The 13,662-nt window shown below is 71.8% G+C and carries 11 protein-coding genes and 2 tRNA genes; 7 read left to right on the top strand and 6 right to left on the bottom strand.

Annotated elements, in window-relative coordinates; all coding sequences use genetic code 11:
- Positions 1 to 333 precede the first annotated feature (333 nt).
- The 3 genes from ACGFIA_RS22545 to ACGFIA_RS22535 form a co-directional block, all read right to left on the bottom strand.
- A complete protein-coding gene (locus ACGFIA_RS22545; RefSeq protein WP_357500648.1) occupies positions 334 to 1,680 on the bottom strand; it encodes an AarF/ABC1/UbiB kinase family protein in 1,347 nt (448 codons plus the stop codon).
- A gap of 10 nt (positions 1,681 to 1,690) precedes the next feature.
- Positions 1,691 to 2,803: a hypothetical protein gene (locus tag ACGFIA_RS22540; RefSeq protein WP_393261828.1), complete on the bottom strand. Its 1,113-nt coding sequence runs from the start codon at positions 2,801 to 2,803 to the stop codon at positions 1,691 to 1,693.
- A 179-nt stretch (positions 2,804 to 2,982) separates the two neighbouring features.
- A complete protein-coding gene (locus ACGFIA_RS22535) occupies positions 2,983 to 3,150 on the bottom strand; it encodes a DUF5679 domain-containing protein (RefSeq protein ID WP_007464795.1) in 168 nt (55 codons plus the stop codon).
- Between the two features lie 473 nt (positions 3,151 to 3,623).
- Here ACGFIA_RS22535 and ACGFIA_RS22530 point away from each other — a divergent pair, with 473 nt between their 5' ends.
- On the top strand, positions 3,624 to 4,145 hold the full coding sequence (locus ACGFIA_RS22530; RefSeq protein WP_357383657.1) for a M48 family metallopeptidase: 522 nt from the start codon (positions 3,624 to 3,626) through the stop codon (positions 4,143 to 4,145).
- A 114-nt stretch (positions 4,146 to 4,259) separates the two neighbouring features.
- Positions 4,260 to 4,895 carry a hypothetical protein gene (locus ACGFIA_RS22525; RefSeq protein ID WP_357500651.1) on the top strand — a complete coding sequence of 212 codons (636 nt, stop codon included), beginning with the start codon at positions 4,260 to 4,262 and terminating at the stop codon, positions 4,893 to 4,895.
- A 230-nt stretch (positions 4,896 to 5,125) separates the two neighbouring features.
- Here the strand turns inward: ACGFIA_RS22525 and ACGFIA_RS22520 are convergent, their stop codons facing one another.
- Positions 5,126 to 6,397 carry a zinc-dependent metalloprotease gene (locus ACGFIA_RS22520; protein WP_393261824.1) on the bottom strand — a complete coding sequence of 424 codons (1,272 nt, stop codon included), beginning with the start codon at positions 6,395 to 6,397 and terminating at the stop codon, positions 5,126 to 5,128.
- A 115-nt stretch (positions 6,398 to 6,512) separates the two neighbouring features.
- Between ACGFIA_RS22520 and ACGFIA_RS22515 the strand changes: the two genes are divergently transcribed.
- The 4 genes from ACGFIA_RS22515 to ACGFIA_RS22500 all read left to right on the top strand — a co-directional run bounded on the left by ACGFIA_RS22515 (position 6,513) and on the right by ACGFIA_RS22500 (position 11,133).
- Entirely contained in the window at positions 6,513 to 7,526 is a 1,014-nt protein-coding gene (locus ACGFIA_RS22515) for a PDZ domain-containing protein (protein WP_357500653.1), read from the top strand.
- A 128-nt stretch (positions 7,527 to 7,654) separates the two neighbouring features.
- Complete coding sequence (locus tag ACGFIA_RS22510; RefSeq protein WP_357500654.1) at positions 7,655 to 10,654, top strand: UPF0182 family protein; 3,000 nt, start codon at positions 7,655 to 7,657, stop codon at positions 10,652 to 10,654.
- 173 nt (positions 10,655 to 10,827) lie between these two features.
- Positions 10,828 to 10,901 (top strand) — tRNA-Met (locus ACGFIA_RS22505).
- Positions 10,902 to 11,056: 155 nt separating this feature from the next.
- A tRNA-Met gene (locus ACGFIA_RS22500) sits at positions 11,057 to 11,133 on the top strand.
- Between the two features lie 38 nt (positions 11,134 to 11,171).
- On the opposite strand, the gene ACGFIA_RS22495 is transcribed toward ACGFIA_RS22500, so the two are convergent.
- A complete protein-coding gene (locus tag ACGFIA_RS22495) occupies positions 11,172 to 11,747 on the bottom strand; it encodes a TetR/AcrR family transcriptional regulator (RefSeq protein WP_357383667.1) in 576 nt (191 codons plus the stop codon).
- Complete coding sequence (locus ACGFIA_RS22490) at positions 11,734 to 13,266, bottom strand: MFS transporter (protein WP_357383669.1); 1,533 nt, start codon at positions 13,264 to 13,266, stop codon at positions 11,734 to 11,736. The genes ACGFIA_RS22495 and ACGFIA_RS22490 overlap by 14 nt, the downstream gene beginning before the upstream one ends.
- A 138-nt stretch (positions 13,267 to 13,404) precedes the next feature.
- Between ACGFIA_RS22490 and ACGFIA_RS22485 the strand changes: the two genes are divergently transcribed.
- Complete coding sequence (locus ACGFIA_RS22485) at positions 13,405 to 13,653, top strand: hypothetical protein (protein WP_013475255.1); 249 nt, start codon at positions 13,405 to 13,407, stop codon at positions 13,651 to 13,653.
- Positions 13,654 to 13,662 lie beyond the last annotated feature (9 nt).

Below are 13,662 nucleotides of genomic sequence, written 5' to 3'. Positions count from 1 at the left end.
CCTACGTTCCGAAACCGACCGATGCCGGTGTCCCTCCACCGGCCGACCTGAGAGAGAAATTCTGATGCTGAACATGCCGAACGGATTCGAGATGCAACTACTCCACGAAGCGTTGTCCAGGGCCCGAATGCGCCGGCCTCAGGCCGGTCGCACCACCACGAGCACTGAGGCAACCCGTTCCGCCCGTACCGTCGCCATGCGGAGTCGCAGTCAGTCGGCCCGCGACCTGGGCGTTCTGTAGAACGATCGTGAGAAGGGGCGGTGACCGACAGGTCACCGCCCCTTCGCTGTGCTCACTCGGCGGCCGCGCTCTCGCTCGCCGGCCCGCTTTGGTCAGGCCACCGGCGCGAAGCCTGGTAGCCAGCGTTCCAGGATCGACCGGTAGGGGGCCTTCGCCTCCAGCTGGCAGAGCACCCCGATCGAACCCAGCGTGACCCGGTGGATCATCAGGTACGACGGGGGCAGGTTGAGCTGGCGGCTCAGCTGGTAGGCGGGGGAGCGGGGACTGGCCAGCCGGGTCGCCTCGGCGCGCAGCCAGGCCCGGGTGAAGCGGAACTCGTCGGCGGCGATCGGCTCCAGCATCGGGCGGAGGAAGTCGAGCACCGCCGGGGCGTCGATCGACTCGGTACGGCTGACGAAGCCCTCGGCGCGCAGCCCTTCCACCACCGCGTCGGCGTCCTCGCGCAGCGCCAGCGCCGCGATCCGGCCGATCGGCTCCGGCGTGCCCTGCGGCATCCGGGCCACCGCCCCGAAGTCGATCACGCCGAGCCGCCCGTCCGGGAGCAGCCGGAAGTTGCCCGGGTGCGGGTCGGCGTGCAGCAGCCCGGCCCGCTCCGGCGCGGACAGGTGCAGCTCGGCCATCAGCCGGCCGGCCTCGTTCCGCTGCTCCTCGGTGCCCTCGCGGATGATCTGGGACAGCGGGATGCCCTCCACCCACTCGGTGATCAGCACCCGGGGTGCGGCGTCGAGCACCTCCGGGATGAAGATGTCCGGATCGTCGGCGTACGCGGCGGCGAACGCCCGCTGCGACTCCGCCTCCAGCTCGTAGTCCAGCTCCTCGGTGATGCGTTCGCGCAGCTCGGCCAGGAGCGGCTTCACGTCCAGCCCCGGCTGGATGGCCCGGAACATGCCGCCGAGCCGGGAGAGCTGCTTGAGGTCGGCGAGCAGGGCGTCACCGGCGCCCGGGTACTGGATCTTCACGGCCACGTCCCGGTGCAGGGGGCCGCCGTCCGGCCCGTACCCCGGGTCGCGCCAGACCGCGCGGTGCACCTGCCCGATGCTCGCCGCGGCGGCCGGAGTGTCGTCGAAGGAGACGAACCGGTCGCGCCAGTCCGGGCCGAGTTGCTCGGCCAGCACCTTGTGCACCGTCGCCGCCGGCAGCGGCGGCGCTGCCTCCTGGAGTTTGGTGAGCGCCTGCCGGTAGGGCGCGGCGACCTCCTCGGGCAACGCCGCCTCGAACACCGAAAGGGCCTGGCCGAACTTCATCGCCCCGCCCTTGAGCTGCCCGAGCACGCTGAACAACTGCTCGGCGGTGCGCTGCTGGATCTCGGCGGAGATGACGTCGGACGCGAGGCCGGTCACCCGCTTGCCCATGCCGAGGACGGTTCGACCGGCGAACCCGAGCGGCAGGGCGGCGAGTTTGGCGGTGCGGGACACGGCCCGGCGCGGGATGTCGGTCACCCGGCCATTGTTACCGACTCGGGGCCTCCGCTGCTGCCGTGCGGCGGGTAGCGACCGGCGTCGACCGGATCGGGCGACGCCGGCAGCAGCCGCAGGAGGGGTGCGGCGGCCACCGTCGGTGACGGACACGACCCGGACCGCGGATCTCCACCGCGCCGCCGAGCGTCTCCGGCTGGGCGCCGTCGAGCTGGGCCAGCACCTCCGCCGTCGCGAAGGCCGCCCCGGCCAGCCCGGTGGCGACGGCGCAGGCCCGCTCGCCCCGGTCGGCGGCGAGCTGGGCGGCGAGCGTGGGCCAGTCCGGATCCCGGTCGCCGCGATGCAGGTCGAGGCAGCGCAGGCAGGGCCCGACGGGCGGGCGGACCAGCGGACCGATCACCGGTACGCCGCCGCGCAGGTCGAGCAGCAGGTGGGGCTGGCGCCGGCGGGCGTACCCGGTGGCGAGCAGTTCCGCCGGACGGTCCACGCCGAGCTGCACCACCAGGTCCGGCCGGGCGCCCCGCAACGGGGCGGTGACCGTGCCGGGCGCGCACCGCTCCAGCGTCGCCCGTACCGCCGGGGCCAGCGGCCGGCCCAGCTCCGCGGTGGTCAGGCCGGTCCCGGCCAGGTCACCGGCGCCCACCAGGCCGGCCAGATCGGGTACGACGTGCCCGACGCCGGCGTGGGCCAGCGCGACGGCGACCGCCGCGCCGAGTCGTCCCGTGCCGGTGACCAGCACCCGCGCGCCCCGGCGGCGGCGCAGCAACCGGGCCGGGGTGCCGGGCAGGTCGGGTGACGCGAGCGCCAGCGCGGCGGCCTCGGCGGCCAGCCGGGCCCGGGCCGAGCCGGTGAGGTCACGGGGAAGCAGCGCCTGCGCCGGCACCACCAGTCCGGCCTCCCGGAGCGTGTCGAGCAGGGCGCGGGCCTCGCCGGGCGGGATCCGGGCGGCGCCCGCCTCGGCCAGCACGGCGCGTTCGCTGCGGGTGCCGTCGAGCAGGTCGAGCAGGCGGGCGGTCCCGGGCGAGGACATCTCCAGCAGCACCGCCCGGCCGGGCTGCTCGCCGAGCTGGAGCGTGTGCCGGTCGCGCCAGAGCCGGGTCAGGCCGGGTAGCAGGATGGGACGGACGAGCGGTGTCGGGTCGGTCACGCAACTGATGGTGACCGTCTCCACGCGCTCCGTCGCTCGTTGTCCACAGGTGCGGCGTGCCGTGGCCAGTGCTGTCCACAGGATCTCGCCGGTTTTCCACAACCAGCCGGTAACCGTGTCGGCTACGCGACGGGGGAGGGCGGCCACCGGCCGCCCTCCCCCGTGTGTTGTCCTACGGGTCAGACCTTGGCCTTGCCCAGGATGCGGTTCACTGTTGTGCCGCACACCGGGCACTTGCCCTTGGCCATGTTCATGCCGGTCTTCGAGACCTCCACGTGCCCCTCGAAGTCCCGCTTCTCCTTGCACTTCACGCAGTAACCGTTGTAGGTCTGGGCCTGGTCGGCCACGGTAGCCTCCTCGTCTCGTCCGCCGGAGGTGTCCGGCGGGTCTCCCTGCGGCGGGCCACGCGTGGCACCGGCGCCGGGGGTTCTCCGCGGCCAGTCACCTGACCGTGGTTGGCGGACCCTACCCAGGTCTGGGCGGTTCCATGTCAGCTGTACGCCGACTCTGTGAGCAAGTCGACGTCGAGAGTGTGCATGCCGAGTAACATCGGATAAGTCAGTTTCGCGCGGACACGCCGGATGAATGCACCCAGATCCGCTTCGCGCCGCCCCGCCGGCCGTCACCCGTCGTAGATCACTTAACGTGAACAGGGCCGGTCAGGTGATGGTCAGCTACCGTCGCAAAGAATTTTTTCCGGACTCCGGACAATCAACCACCATTTTCCGGGCGCGTGTCGTCGTGTTGACTCTTGCGGAGCCCTGGTCAGTACGCATTACCTTTCCCTCGTGACAGTCAACCGAGGCTGCGCGGACCGGTAATGGCCGTGACGCGGAAGCCCGTCGTCGAGGTGCGGCGCAGCCAGCGCCGGCGGCGCACGGTGTCCGCGTACCGGGACGGGGAGCGCGTCGTCGTGCTGATCCCCGACCAGTTCTCCCGGGCCGAGGAGAGCGAGTGGGTCGACCGGATGCTCGCCCGGCTCGCCGCCCGCGAGGGCCGCCTGGCCCGCTCGGACGCCGAACTGCTCGCCCGCGCCGCCCGCCTGATCGACAGCTACCTGACCGAGTACGGTTCGGCCGCCGCCCCGGCGAGCGTCCGCTGGGTCACCAACCAGAACGGCCGCTGGGGCTCCTGCACGCCCGCCGACCGCACCATCCGGATCTCGCACCGCGTCCAGGACATGCCCGACTGGGTGATCGACTACGTGCTGCTGCACGAGCTGGCTCATCTCATCGTGCCGAGCCACAACGCCGAGTTCTGGGCGCTCGTCGCCCGTTACCCGAGGTCGGAGCGGGCCCGCGGCTACCTGGAGGGCGTTGCCGCCACCGCCGCCGTCCCCTGACCCTCCCGCCTTTGCGGTCGATCATGAAGTTGGCCCGGCGTTTCGTCCGCTTCGTCACCGCCAACCTCATGATCGTGCACGGAAGCGGGTCGGGGCGGGGGTTAAGGTCGGCGGATGTCGCGACGTGTGGTGGTGGCGCTGCTCGGCCCGGTGACCTGGTCACCGCCCGGAATCGATCCGGCGCGATGGCGTGCCGCGCTCGCCGAGGACGTGGTGGACCTGCTGGCCACCCTGAACGAGGTGGAGACAGCGGTGGCGGTCACGGCCCGGGACCGATGGCTGGCCGACGCCGTGGTCTGGCCCGGCACCCAGGTGTACGAGGTGACCGAGCCGACGCCGAACGCGGTGTTCGCGGCGATCACCGGCGACCAGGCGGTCCACGAGGACGGCGCAGCCGGCTACGACCAGGTGGCGGTGGTGGCGGCGGACACGCCGGACCTGCCCGGGCTGACGCTCGGCAAGCTGCTGCGGCCGCTCACCACCCGGCCGGTGGCGGTGGCCCCGGCCGAGGGGAGCGGAACCGGGCTGCTGGGGGTGGCGGCGCGACTGCCCGTACCGGCGTGGCTGCCGGCGCTGGATCTGGACACGACCGCCCCGGCCGAGGTGCGGCGGGCGGCACCGAACCCGGGGGACGTGGCGGTCACCGCCGGCTGGCACCGGCTGCGCGGCCCCGCCGACCTGGCCGCCCTCGATCCGGCGGTCGAGGGCTGGGAGGCCACCCGGGCCCTGCTGTCCGGCCGCCCCGTCTGACCGCCGCCCACCCCGCCCGCCGCCCCGCCCGCTCCCCGCCCCGCCCGCCCGCTCCCTGCCCCGTCGATCTTGGAGTTGTGGCACCTGACAGAAGCCGCCTTCGGGACATCCTGGGCGCCACAACTCCAAGATCGACGGTGGGATGGGCGGGGTGGGGTGGCGGGTGGGGCGGGGGTGGGACGTGGACGGGGCCCGCACGGTGATCCGTGCGGGCCCCGTCGCGTACTGCGTCAGCGCTTGTCGTCGTCCTCGCCGGGGGCCTTCTCCTCCGGGGCGCCGGGGGCGGAGAAGTCGAAGTTCGCCAGCTCGTCGTCGAGATCGGTGCTGGTCGTGGCGAACGCCTCCGGGGCGGCGAAGTCGTCGTCGGAGGGCAGCAGGTCCGGGTGGCCCCAGACCGCGTCCCGCCCGGCGATGCCGCGGTGCTCGGTCAGCGCCGCCCACAGCACCGACGCCTCGCGCAGCCGGCGGGGCCGCAGTTCGAGGCCGACCAGCGCGGCGAACGTCTGCTCGGCCGGGCCACCCGCGGCGCGGCGGCGGCGGAACGCCTCGCCGAGGCGTACCACGTTGGGCAGGCGGTCACCGGCGGCGCTGTCGACGACGTGGCAGACCCAGCCCTCGACCAGCGCGAGCACTGTCTCCAGCCGGGCCAGCGACGCCTTCTGCGCGGGCGTGTCCTCCGGCGTGAAGATGCCCTCCAGCGCGATCGCCTGCATCGACTCCGGGTCGGTCGGGTCGACCCGGCCCATCGCCTCCTCGATCGCCTCCCGGTTGACCCGGATGCCGGCGGCGTAGTTCTCCACCGCCGTCAGCACGTGCCCGCGCAGCCACAGCACGTGCTGGAACAGGCGCTGGTGAGCGGCCTCGCGCAGGGCCACGTAGAGGCGTACCTCGTCCTCGGGCAGCTCCAGGCCCTCGCCGTACACCTTGATGTTGGCGGGAACGAGCGCGGCGGTGCCGGCGGGGCCCAGCGGCAGGCCGATGTCACCGGCGGAGAGCACCTCGGCGGCGAGCGAGCCGAGCGCCTGGCCGAGTTGGCCGCCGAAGAGGGCGCCGCCGAGCGTGGCGACCATCGACTGCATCGGGCCGAGCTGGGCGCGGGCCTCCGGTGGCACCAAGTCGCCCATCGCGCCGACCATCCGGCTGGCCACCGGGTCGCAGAGCTTGCGCCACACGTCGAGCGTCTTGAAGATCCACTCGTTGCGGTTCCAGGCGACCGAGGTGCGGATGCCGGAGGGCCACGAGGTCGCCGGCTCCAGCCAGAGGTCGGCGATGCGCAGCGCCTCCTCGACCGCGTTGCGTTCGAACGGCGACACCGCCGGGTCGCCGGCGGCGGCGAGCTGACTGGCGGCCACCTGACGGGCGAGGTCCCAGTTGACCGGCCCGCTGCCCGGCGCCGAGAGCAGGTGCTGCAACTGCGACATGAACTGCTGCATCGCCGCGGGGTCGTTGGGGTCTGGTGGTTGACCACCCGGGAGCGCGAAGCCGAACGGAATATCAGGCACGACGTCTACGGTACGCGGGGCCCGCCGCAGGTCGGGCCACTCGGCGTTGCGCTGAGGGCGAAGTCCGCCGGTCACCGCGCCGGATGGCGGGGGTCGGATCGGTACGCTCTGGCGCATGAGACGTCGCGGCGTGACCGTCCTCCTCGGTGCCCTGCTCACCGCCCTGCTCAGCATCGGTGTGCTGAGCGTGCCGCTGCCGTACGTGGTGCTCGGCCCCGGTCCGACGGTGAACACGCTGGGCCGCGAGGACGGCAAGGAGGTCATCCAGGTGACCGGCCGCGCGACGTCCACCTCCGCCGGTCAGCTCCGGCTCACCACTGTCGGTGTGCAGCCGACGGTGCGGCTCCGGTCGGCGCTGGCCGGATGGTTCTCCTCGGACGAGGCGGTGGTGCCGCGGGAACTGGTCTACCCGCCGGGGGAGTCGCAGGAGGAGGTCGAGAAGCGCAACGCGGAGGACTTCCAGAACTCGCAGACCAGCGCCGAGACGGCGGCGCTGCGCCAACTGGGCTACCCGGTCAAGGTGCTGGTCAAGGCGGTCACGTCGGGCGGCCCGTCGGTCGACGTGCTGCGGCCCGACGACGTGCTCACCTCGGTCGACGGGGTGCAGGTGACGAGCGCGGCCAAGCTCACCGAGCTGATCCGGTCCAAGCCGGCGGGCACCGCGCTGAAGATCGGCTACACCCGGGGCGACACCCCGGGCACCGCCACTGTGACCAGCCGCGAACAGGACGGCCGGCCGCGCATCGGCGTGGAGATCGACCAGCAGCAGCCGCACCCGTTCAACCTCAAGATCGACCTGGGTGACATCGGCGGTCCCAGTGCCGGGCTGATGTTCTCGCTCGGCATCATCGACAAGCTGGAGCCGGCCGACCTCACCGGCGGGAAGATCATCGCCGGTACCGGCACCATCGACGACGAGGGCCGGGTCGGCCCGATCGGCGGCATCGCGCAGAAGCTGGTCGGCGCCAAGGACGCGGGCGCTAAGGCGTTCCTGGTGCCCGCTGACAACTGCGCCGAGGCGGTCCGCAACCCTCAGCCGGACCTGCCGCTGCTGAAGGTCGCCACGCTCGACGAGGCGTTGAAGGCGCTCGAAACGTTGCGGTCCGGGGGGCAGCCGACGCGCTGTTGAGGCGGGCCGGCCGGCGGCTACCGGGCGGATCGTGACGTGACCTTGACCCGACGTGCTCAGGAACACCCCGTACTCTTGGTGCCTGGTCGGAGCCGATCACATCGAGCGTGCGGAGCCAAACAGTGGTCATGCGTAGCAGTCCCTTACCGAGGATGAGCCGGCGCGGACGCGTCACCATCGGTGTCCTGATCGGGGTGTTCGTCTTGTTCACCCTCCTCGGGTGGGGCGTCAACGCCTGGACCGACTGGCTCTGGTTCGACGAGGTCCGCTACACCCAGGTCTTCACCGGCGTGCTCGCCACCCGGCTGCTGCTGTTCCTGGTGGTCGGCGTCGGCATGGCGCTGATCGTCGGCGGCAACCTCTGGCTGGCGTACCGGCTGCGGCCCCGGATGCGTCCGCACTCGGCCGAGCAGGCGACGCTGGAGCGCTACCGGATGCTGCTGAGCCCGCGGCTCGGCACCTGGATCGCGCTCGCCGCCGCCGTCGTCGGGCTGTTCGCCGGCCTCTCCGCGCAGAGCCGGTGGGCCCAGTGGCTGCTGTTCCGCAACGGCGGCGACTTCGGGGTGAAGGACCCGGAGTTCGGCGTCGACGTCGGCTTCTACGTCTTCCAGCTCCCGTTCTGGCGCTACCTGCTCGGCGTCGGCTTCACCGTCGTGGTGCTGTCGCTGCTCGGCGCGCTCGCCGTGCACTACATCTTCGGCGGGGTGCGGCTCCAGGGCGTCGGCGACCGGATGACGAACTCCGCCCGCGCCCACCTCAGCTCGCTGGTCGCCGTGTTCGTGCTGCTCAAGGCCGTCGCATACGTGCTGGACCGGCGGGCCATGCTGCTGGAGTACAACGAGGGCGCCAAGCTCTACGGCGCCGGCTACGCCGACGTGAACGCGCTGCTGCCGGCGAAGGAGATCCTCGCCTGGATCTCGATCGTGGTGGCCCTGGCGATCATCGTGTTCTCCAACGCGGTCATGCGGAACCTGGTCTGGCCGGGCATCTCGCTCGCCCTGCTCGGCGTGTCCGCGGTGGCGATCGGCGGCATCTACCCGTGGGCGGTGCAGACGTTCGAGGTCAAGCCGAGCGCCCGGGACAAGGAGGCGCCGTACATCGAACGCAGCATCAAGGCCACCCGGTCCGCGTTCGGCCTCGACGGCACGAAGACCACGCCGTACGCGGCCAGCAACCTCGTACCACCCGCCAGCCTGGCCACCGACACCTCGGTGGTGTCGAACATCCGGCTGCTCGACCCGCAGCTCGTCTCCGAGACGTACACGCAGCTCCAGCAGGTCCGTGGCTTCTACGACTTCGGCTCGAAGCTGGACATCGACAGGTACTCGGTGAAGGACAAGACCTCCGACTACGTGGTCGGCGTCCGTGAGATCAACTACGGCGAGCTGACCGACCAGCAGAACAACTGGATCAACCGCCACACCGTCTACACCCACGGGTACGGCCTGGTGGCCGCCCCGGCGAACCAGGTGGTCTGCGGCGGCCAGCCGTACTTCGTCTCCGGCTTCCTCGGCGAGAAGGCGCAGGAGGCGTGCTCCGCGCCGACCGAGGAGATCCCGGCCCAGCAGCCGCGGATCTACTACGGCGAGCGGATGGAGGCGAACGACTACGCGATCGTCGGGCAGAACGGCGACCGCAACGTCGAGTTCGACCGCCCCACCTCCACCGGCGGTGAGCAGTACTACACCTACACCGGCGAGGGCGGCGTCAAGATCGGTTCGTTCCCGCGCCGGCTGCTCTACGCGATCAAGGAGCAGGAGTCGAACTTCCTGCTCTCCGAGGCGGTGAACGAGAACTCGAAGCTGCTGTACGTGCGCAACCCGCGCGACCGGGTGGAGAAGGTCGCGCCGTTCCTCACGCTCGACGGCGACCCGTACCCGGCGGTCGTGAACGGGCGCGTCCTGTGGATCATCGACGGCTACACCACCGCGGCGACCTACCCGTACGCCGAGCGGGTCAACCTCCAGGCCGAGACGGCCGACGAGCTGACCGGCCGGGGCACGTTCCAGCTCGCCCGGGAGAACGTCAACTACATCCGCAACTCGGTGAAGGCGACTGTCGACGCGTACGACGGCACGGTCAAGCTCTACTCGTACGACGACGCCGACCCGGTGCTCAAGGCGTGGAACAAGGCGTTCGGCGGTGACGTGGTGCTGCCCAAGGGCGACATCCCGGCCGAGCTGGCCGAGCACTTCCGCTACCCGGCCGACCTGTTCAAGGTGCAGCGCAACCTGCTCACCAAGTTCCACGTCACCGATCCCGGCGACTTCTACTCCGGCCAGGACTTCTGGCAGGTGCCGAACGTGCCGGACGCGCCGGACAGCGGGCAGAAGCAGCCGCCGTACTACCTGTTCACCCAGTTCCCCGGGCAGGAGGGGCCGCGCTTCCAGTTGACCTCGGCGGTCACCCCGAACGGGCGGCAGAACCTGGCCGCGCTGGTGTCCGGGTCGTACGTCGACGGGCAGCCGAGACTTGAGGTGCTGGAGCTGCCGGACCAGACCCGGATCTCCGGGCCGACACAGGTGCACCAGCAGATGACGAACAACGGCGACATCCGGCAGCAGCTCAACCTGCTGTCGTCCAACCAGGCACAGGTGCAGTACGGCAACCTGCTCTCGCTGCCGTTCGCCGACGGCATGCTCTACGTGGAGCCGGTGTACGTGAAGAGCAGCAGCCAGGACGCGTACCCACTGCTGCAGAAGGTGCTGCTCTCCTACGGTGACGGCGGCTCGTACGTGGTGCTCGCCAACAACCTCAGCGACGGCATCAAGCAGCTCGTCGAGCAGGGCAAGCGGGCGCCGAACAACAACCCGCCGCCCAGCACCGACGACAGGCCCACGCCCGACAGCCCCACGCCGTCGCCGACCGCGGGTGACACCAACACGCCGCCGGTGAGCGGGGAACTGGCCCAGGCGGCCGCCCGGGTGCAGACCGCGATCGGTGAGGTCAAGGCCGCGCAGGCGTCCGGCGACTTCGAGCGGTACGGGCGGGCGCTGAAGGCGCTGGACGAGGCGATGAGCGCGTTCCAGCAGGCCCAGGCCGCGTCGAACGGCTCGGGCAACCCGGCGCCGTCGGGCAGTGTCTCGCCACCGGCGCCGACGTCACCCGCGCCGTCACCGGGCGGCTGACGCCCCGGCCGACAGCACGAGCCGACACCACGAGCCCGTGGTCCGGGACCGCAACGGTCACCCGGGCCACGGGCTCGTCTCGTCTCGTCCGTCGAGCGGGACGCCCGGCCGCGTCGCCACCGGGTACCCGTTTTGCGCCTCACCGGGTCGGTGCGCTACGGTTGTCGAGCCGACGCGGGGTGGAGCAGCTCGGTAGCTCGCTGGGCTCATAACCCAGAGGTCGCAGGTTCAAATCCTGTCCCCGCTACTCGTGACGAAGGCCCCGGAGTTCTCTCCGGGGCCTTCGTCGTTCCGCCCGGCAAGCGCCACCAGCCGGCCGCGTCGCCTTTCCGCCGGCCGCGCGCCGGATCGGGGGACCCGGCTGATCTCCAGGATCGGAGTGCGATAAGCTGTACGAGCCGACGCGGGGTGGAGCAGCTCGGTAGCTCGCTGGGCTCATAACCCAGAGGTCGCAGGTTCAAATCCTGTCCCCGCTACCAAAGTTCAGGCCCGGAATCCACGGATTCCGGGCCTGAACTCATTCCGGGGCCGTCTCGGTGAGGACGAGCAGTTCCGCACGGGCCAGCCGGAGCTGTTCGTCAGTGACATAGGCGGTGCCGATGGCGATGGCGAGCCCCTCCGCGGCGTACCGGACGGCCCAGACCCGGCCCGGTGGCAGGCCGTCGGCCTCGAAGGCACGGTTCCAGCGTGCCGGGTCCTCGGGGTCCACCGCCAGCACGTGCTCCATGCTGTCGACCCCGAGTTGGGCGAGCAGGCCGGTGGCGCTGCCCAGTTCCGCCAGGTACGCGCTGTCTCCGGTGAGGGCGCGCACGTAACCACGGGTGAAGGCGCCCGGCCGCTCGTCGCCGCTGTCGACGTGGGCGTTCACCTCTTCCCAGACGCGTGTGACCACCTGCTCGACCAGGGCGGCGAGCAGGTCCTCCCGGGAGGGGAAGTGGTGCATCAGGCCGCTCTTCGTGACGCCCGCCTCCCGGGCGACGGCGGCCAGGCTGACGTTGGCGCCGTGGCGGGTGATCATCCGTTCGGCGGCGTCCAGCACCGCTCGCCGGGTGCGCGCACGATCGCGGATGGGACGACGTTCAGTGGTCGACACGTGCACCTCCAGGAGACACGGGCTCGGAGGGAATGATCTTCCAGGCCACTACCGAGGCGACCACCAGGATCACGGCGGCGACGAAGGTGGCGGACTGCATCGCCTGGGCGAACGCGTCCTGCGCCGCGGCCACCACGCCGGGTGCCGGTGCCCCGTACACGGCCGCCGCCAGGGAGTCCTCCGCCAGTGCCCGATCGGCGGCGGTGGCCTCGGCGGGGAGGGCCAGCGACGAACGGTAGAGCAGCCCGTGCAACGAGCCGAGGACCGCGATGCCGAGCGCGCCCCCCAGCTCGTACGCCGTCTCGGCCACCGCCGAAGCGGCGCCCGCGCGCCGCTCCGGGACGGCGCCGACGACGGCGTCGGTGGAGAGGGTCATGGCGACACCGATGCCGAGCCCGATGACGGCGAGGCCGATGCCCAGCCCCCAGTAGGTCCGGAGGTCGACGCTGAGCCCCATGACGGTGAGCCCGGCGGCGGCGACCAGCAGTCCCAGCCCGATCGCGCGGCCCGCACCGAGCCGCGACAGCAGGACGCCGATCAGCGCCACGACGAGCACCGCGGCGAGTGTGCCGGGCAACTCGGCGACGCCTGCCTTGAGCGGGCCGAAGCCGCGAACCAGTTGCAGGTACTGGGAGAAGAAGAACAGCAGCCCCAGGAACCCGAAGATGGCCAGCACGTTGGCGGCGAGCGCACCCGAGAACGCCGGCACCCGGAACAGTGAGACGTCGAGCAGGGGCACCGCCAGGCGGTTCTGCCGCCGTACGAACCACCATCCGGCCAGCAGCCCGACGGCGGTGGCCGTCACGGTGAGCGCGTCGACCCCGTCGCTGAAGAGGCGCTTGAGGGCGAAGACCAGCGGGACGATCGTGGCGATGGACAGCGCCGAGGAGCCGACGTCGATCCGGGCCGGCGCCTCACCCTTCGACTCCGGCAGCAGCAGCCATCCCGCCACCAGCGCCAGCACCATCACCGGCACGTTGATCAGGAAGACCGATCCCCACCAGAAGCGCTCCAGCAGCACGCCGCCCACCAGCGGGCCGAGCGCGGCGCCGGCGGTGGCCCCGGCCGACCAGAGCGCGATGGCCCGGGCCCGCTGGGCGCGATCGGCGAACATCGACCGGACGATGGAGAGCGTCGACGGCATCAGCGTGGCGCCGGCCAGGCCGAGGAGGGCGCGGGCCGCGATCAGCACCTCCGGGGTGGTGGCGAAGGCCGCCAGCACGGACGCCGAGCCGAACCCCACGGTGCCGATCATCAGCAGCCGCTTGCGACCGATCCGGTCGGCGAGGTTGCCCATCGTGATCAGGAGCCCGGCGAGCACGAAGGCGTAGATGTCCCCGATCCACAGGATCTGGGTGGCGGTGGGCCCGATGTCCTCCGTCAGCGACGGGACCGCGAGGTAGAGGACGGTCCCGTCGACGGCCAGGAGGAGGACCACGAGAACGAGCACCACGAGGGCCGCCCACTCCCGCTTTCCGGCAAGGGCCCGTGCGGAGGTCGAGGGCAGGGAGGAAGTCACCAGGGAACCCTAACAGTCCAAATGGACGGTTAATCGTGAGTCGGGCCACGCGGACTGTGCCGGCGACCCCGCGCCGTGTCCGGCGACATCCGCCCTGTCCGCCGTGCCCCGGTTGCGGGTCTCGGCGAGGATGGGGGCATGTCTGCATGGAACAAGTGGTGGGGCCGCCTGGGCGCGGTCCTCGGTACGGTCGTGCTCTCGGTCTTCGTGCCGGTCGCGGCCTGGGCGTCGAGCGGTACCGGCGAGATCGTGGTGGAGGCGGCCCGCCGCCGCTCCCGTGGTGGGTTCGGCATCATCGGCCTGCTCTGCTGCCTCGTGGTGGTCGGCGGCATCGTGCTGCTGGTGGTGCTGCTCACTCGCGGCCGCCGCAACCGGCCCCCGCGCTGACGCCCCTGC

It is taken from the genome of Micromonospora sp. NPDC049203, from assembly GCF_043197215.1.
Lineage (GTDB): Bacteria > Actinomycetota > Actinomycetes > Mycobacteriales > Micromonosporaceae > Micromonospora.
The sequence above is the reverse complement of the archived record's forward strand: the minus strand, read 5'-3'. Positions and strand labels throughout refer to the sequence as shown.

Excerpts from the sequence above, each read along its gene's own strand:
- ACGFIA_RS22530 (WP_357383657.1), top strand. The coding sequence starts at position 3,624 with ATGGCCGTGACGCGGAAGCCCGTCGTCGAGGTGCGGCGCAGCCAGCGC.
- ACGFIA_RS22525 (WP_357500651.1), top strand. The coding sequence starts at position 4,260 with ATGTCGCGACGTGTGGTGGTGGCGCTGCTCGGCCCGGTGACCTGGTCA.
- ACGFIA_RS22515 (WP_357500653.1), top strand. The coding sequence starts at position 6,513 with ATGAGACGTCGCGGCGTGACCGTCCTCCTCGGTGCCCTGCTCACCGCC.
- ACGFIA_RS22510 (WP_357500654.1), top strand. The coding sequence starts at position 7,655 with ATGCGTAGCAGTCCCTTACCGAGGATGAGCCGGCGCGGACGCGTCACC.
- ACGFIA_RS22485 (WP_013475255.1), top strand. The coding sequence starts at position 13,405 with ATGTCTGCATGGAACAAGTGGTGGGGCCGCCTGGGCGCGGTCCTCGGT.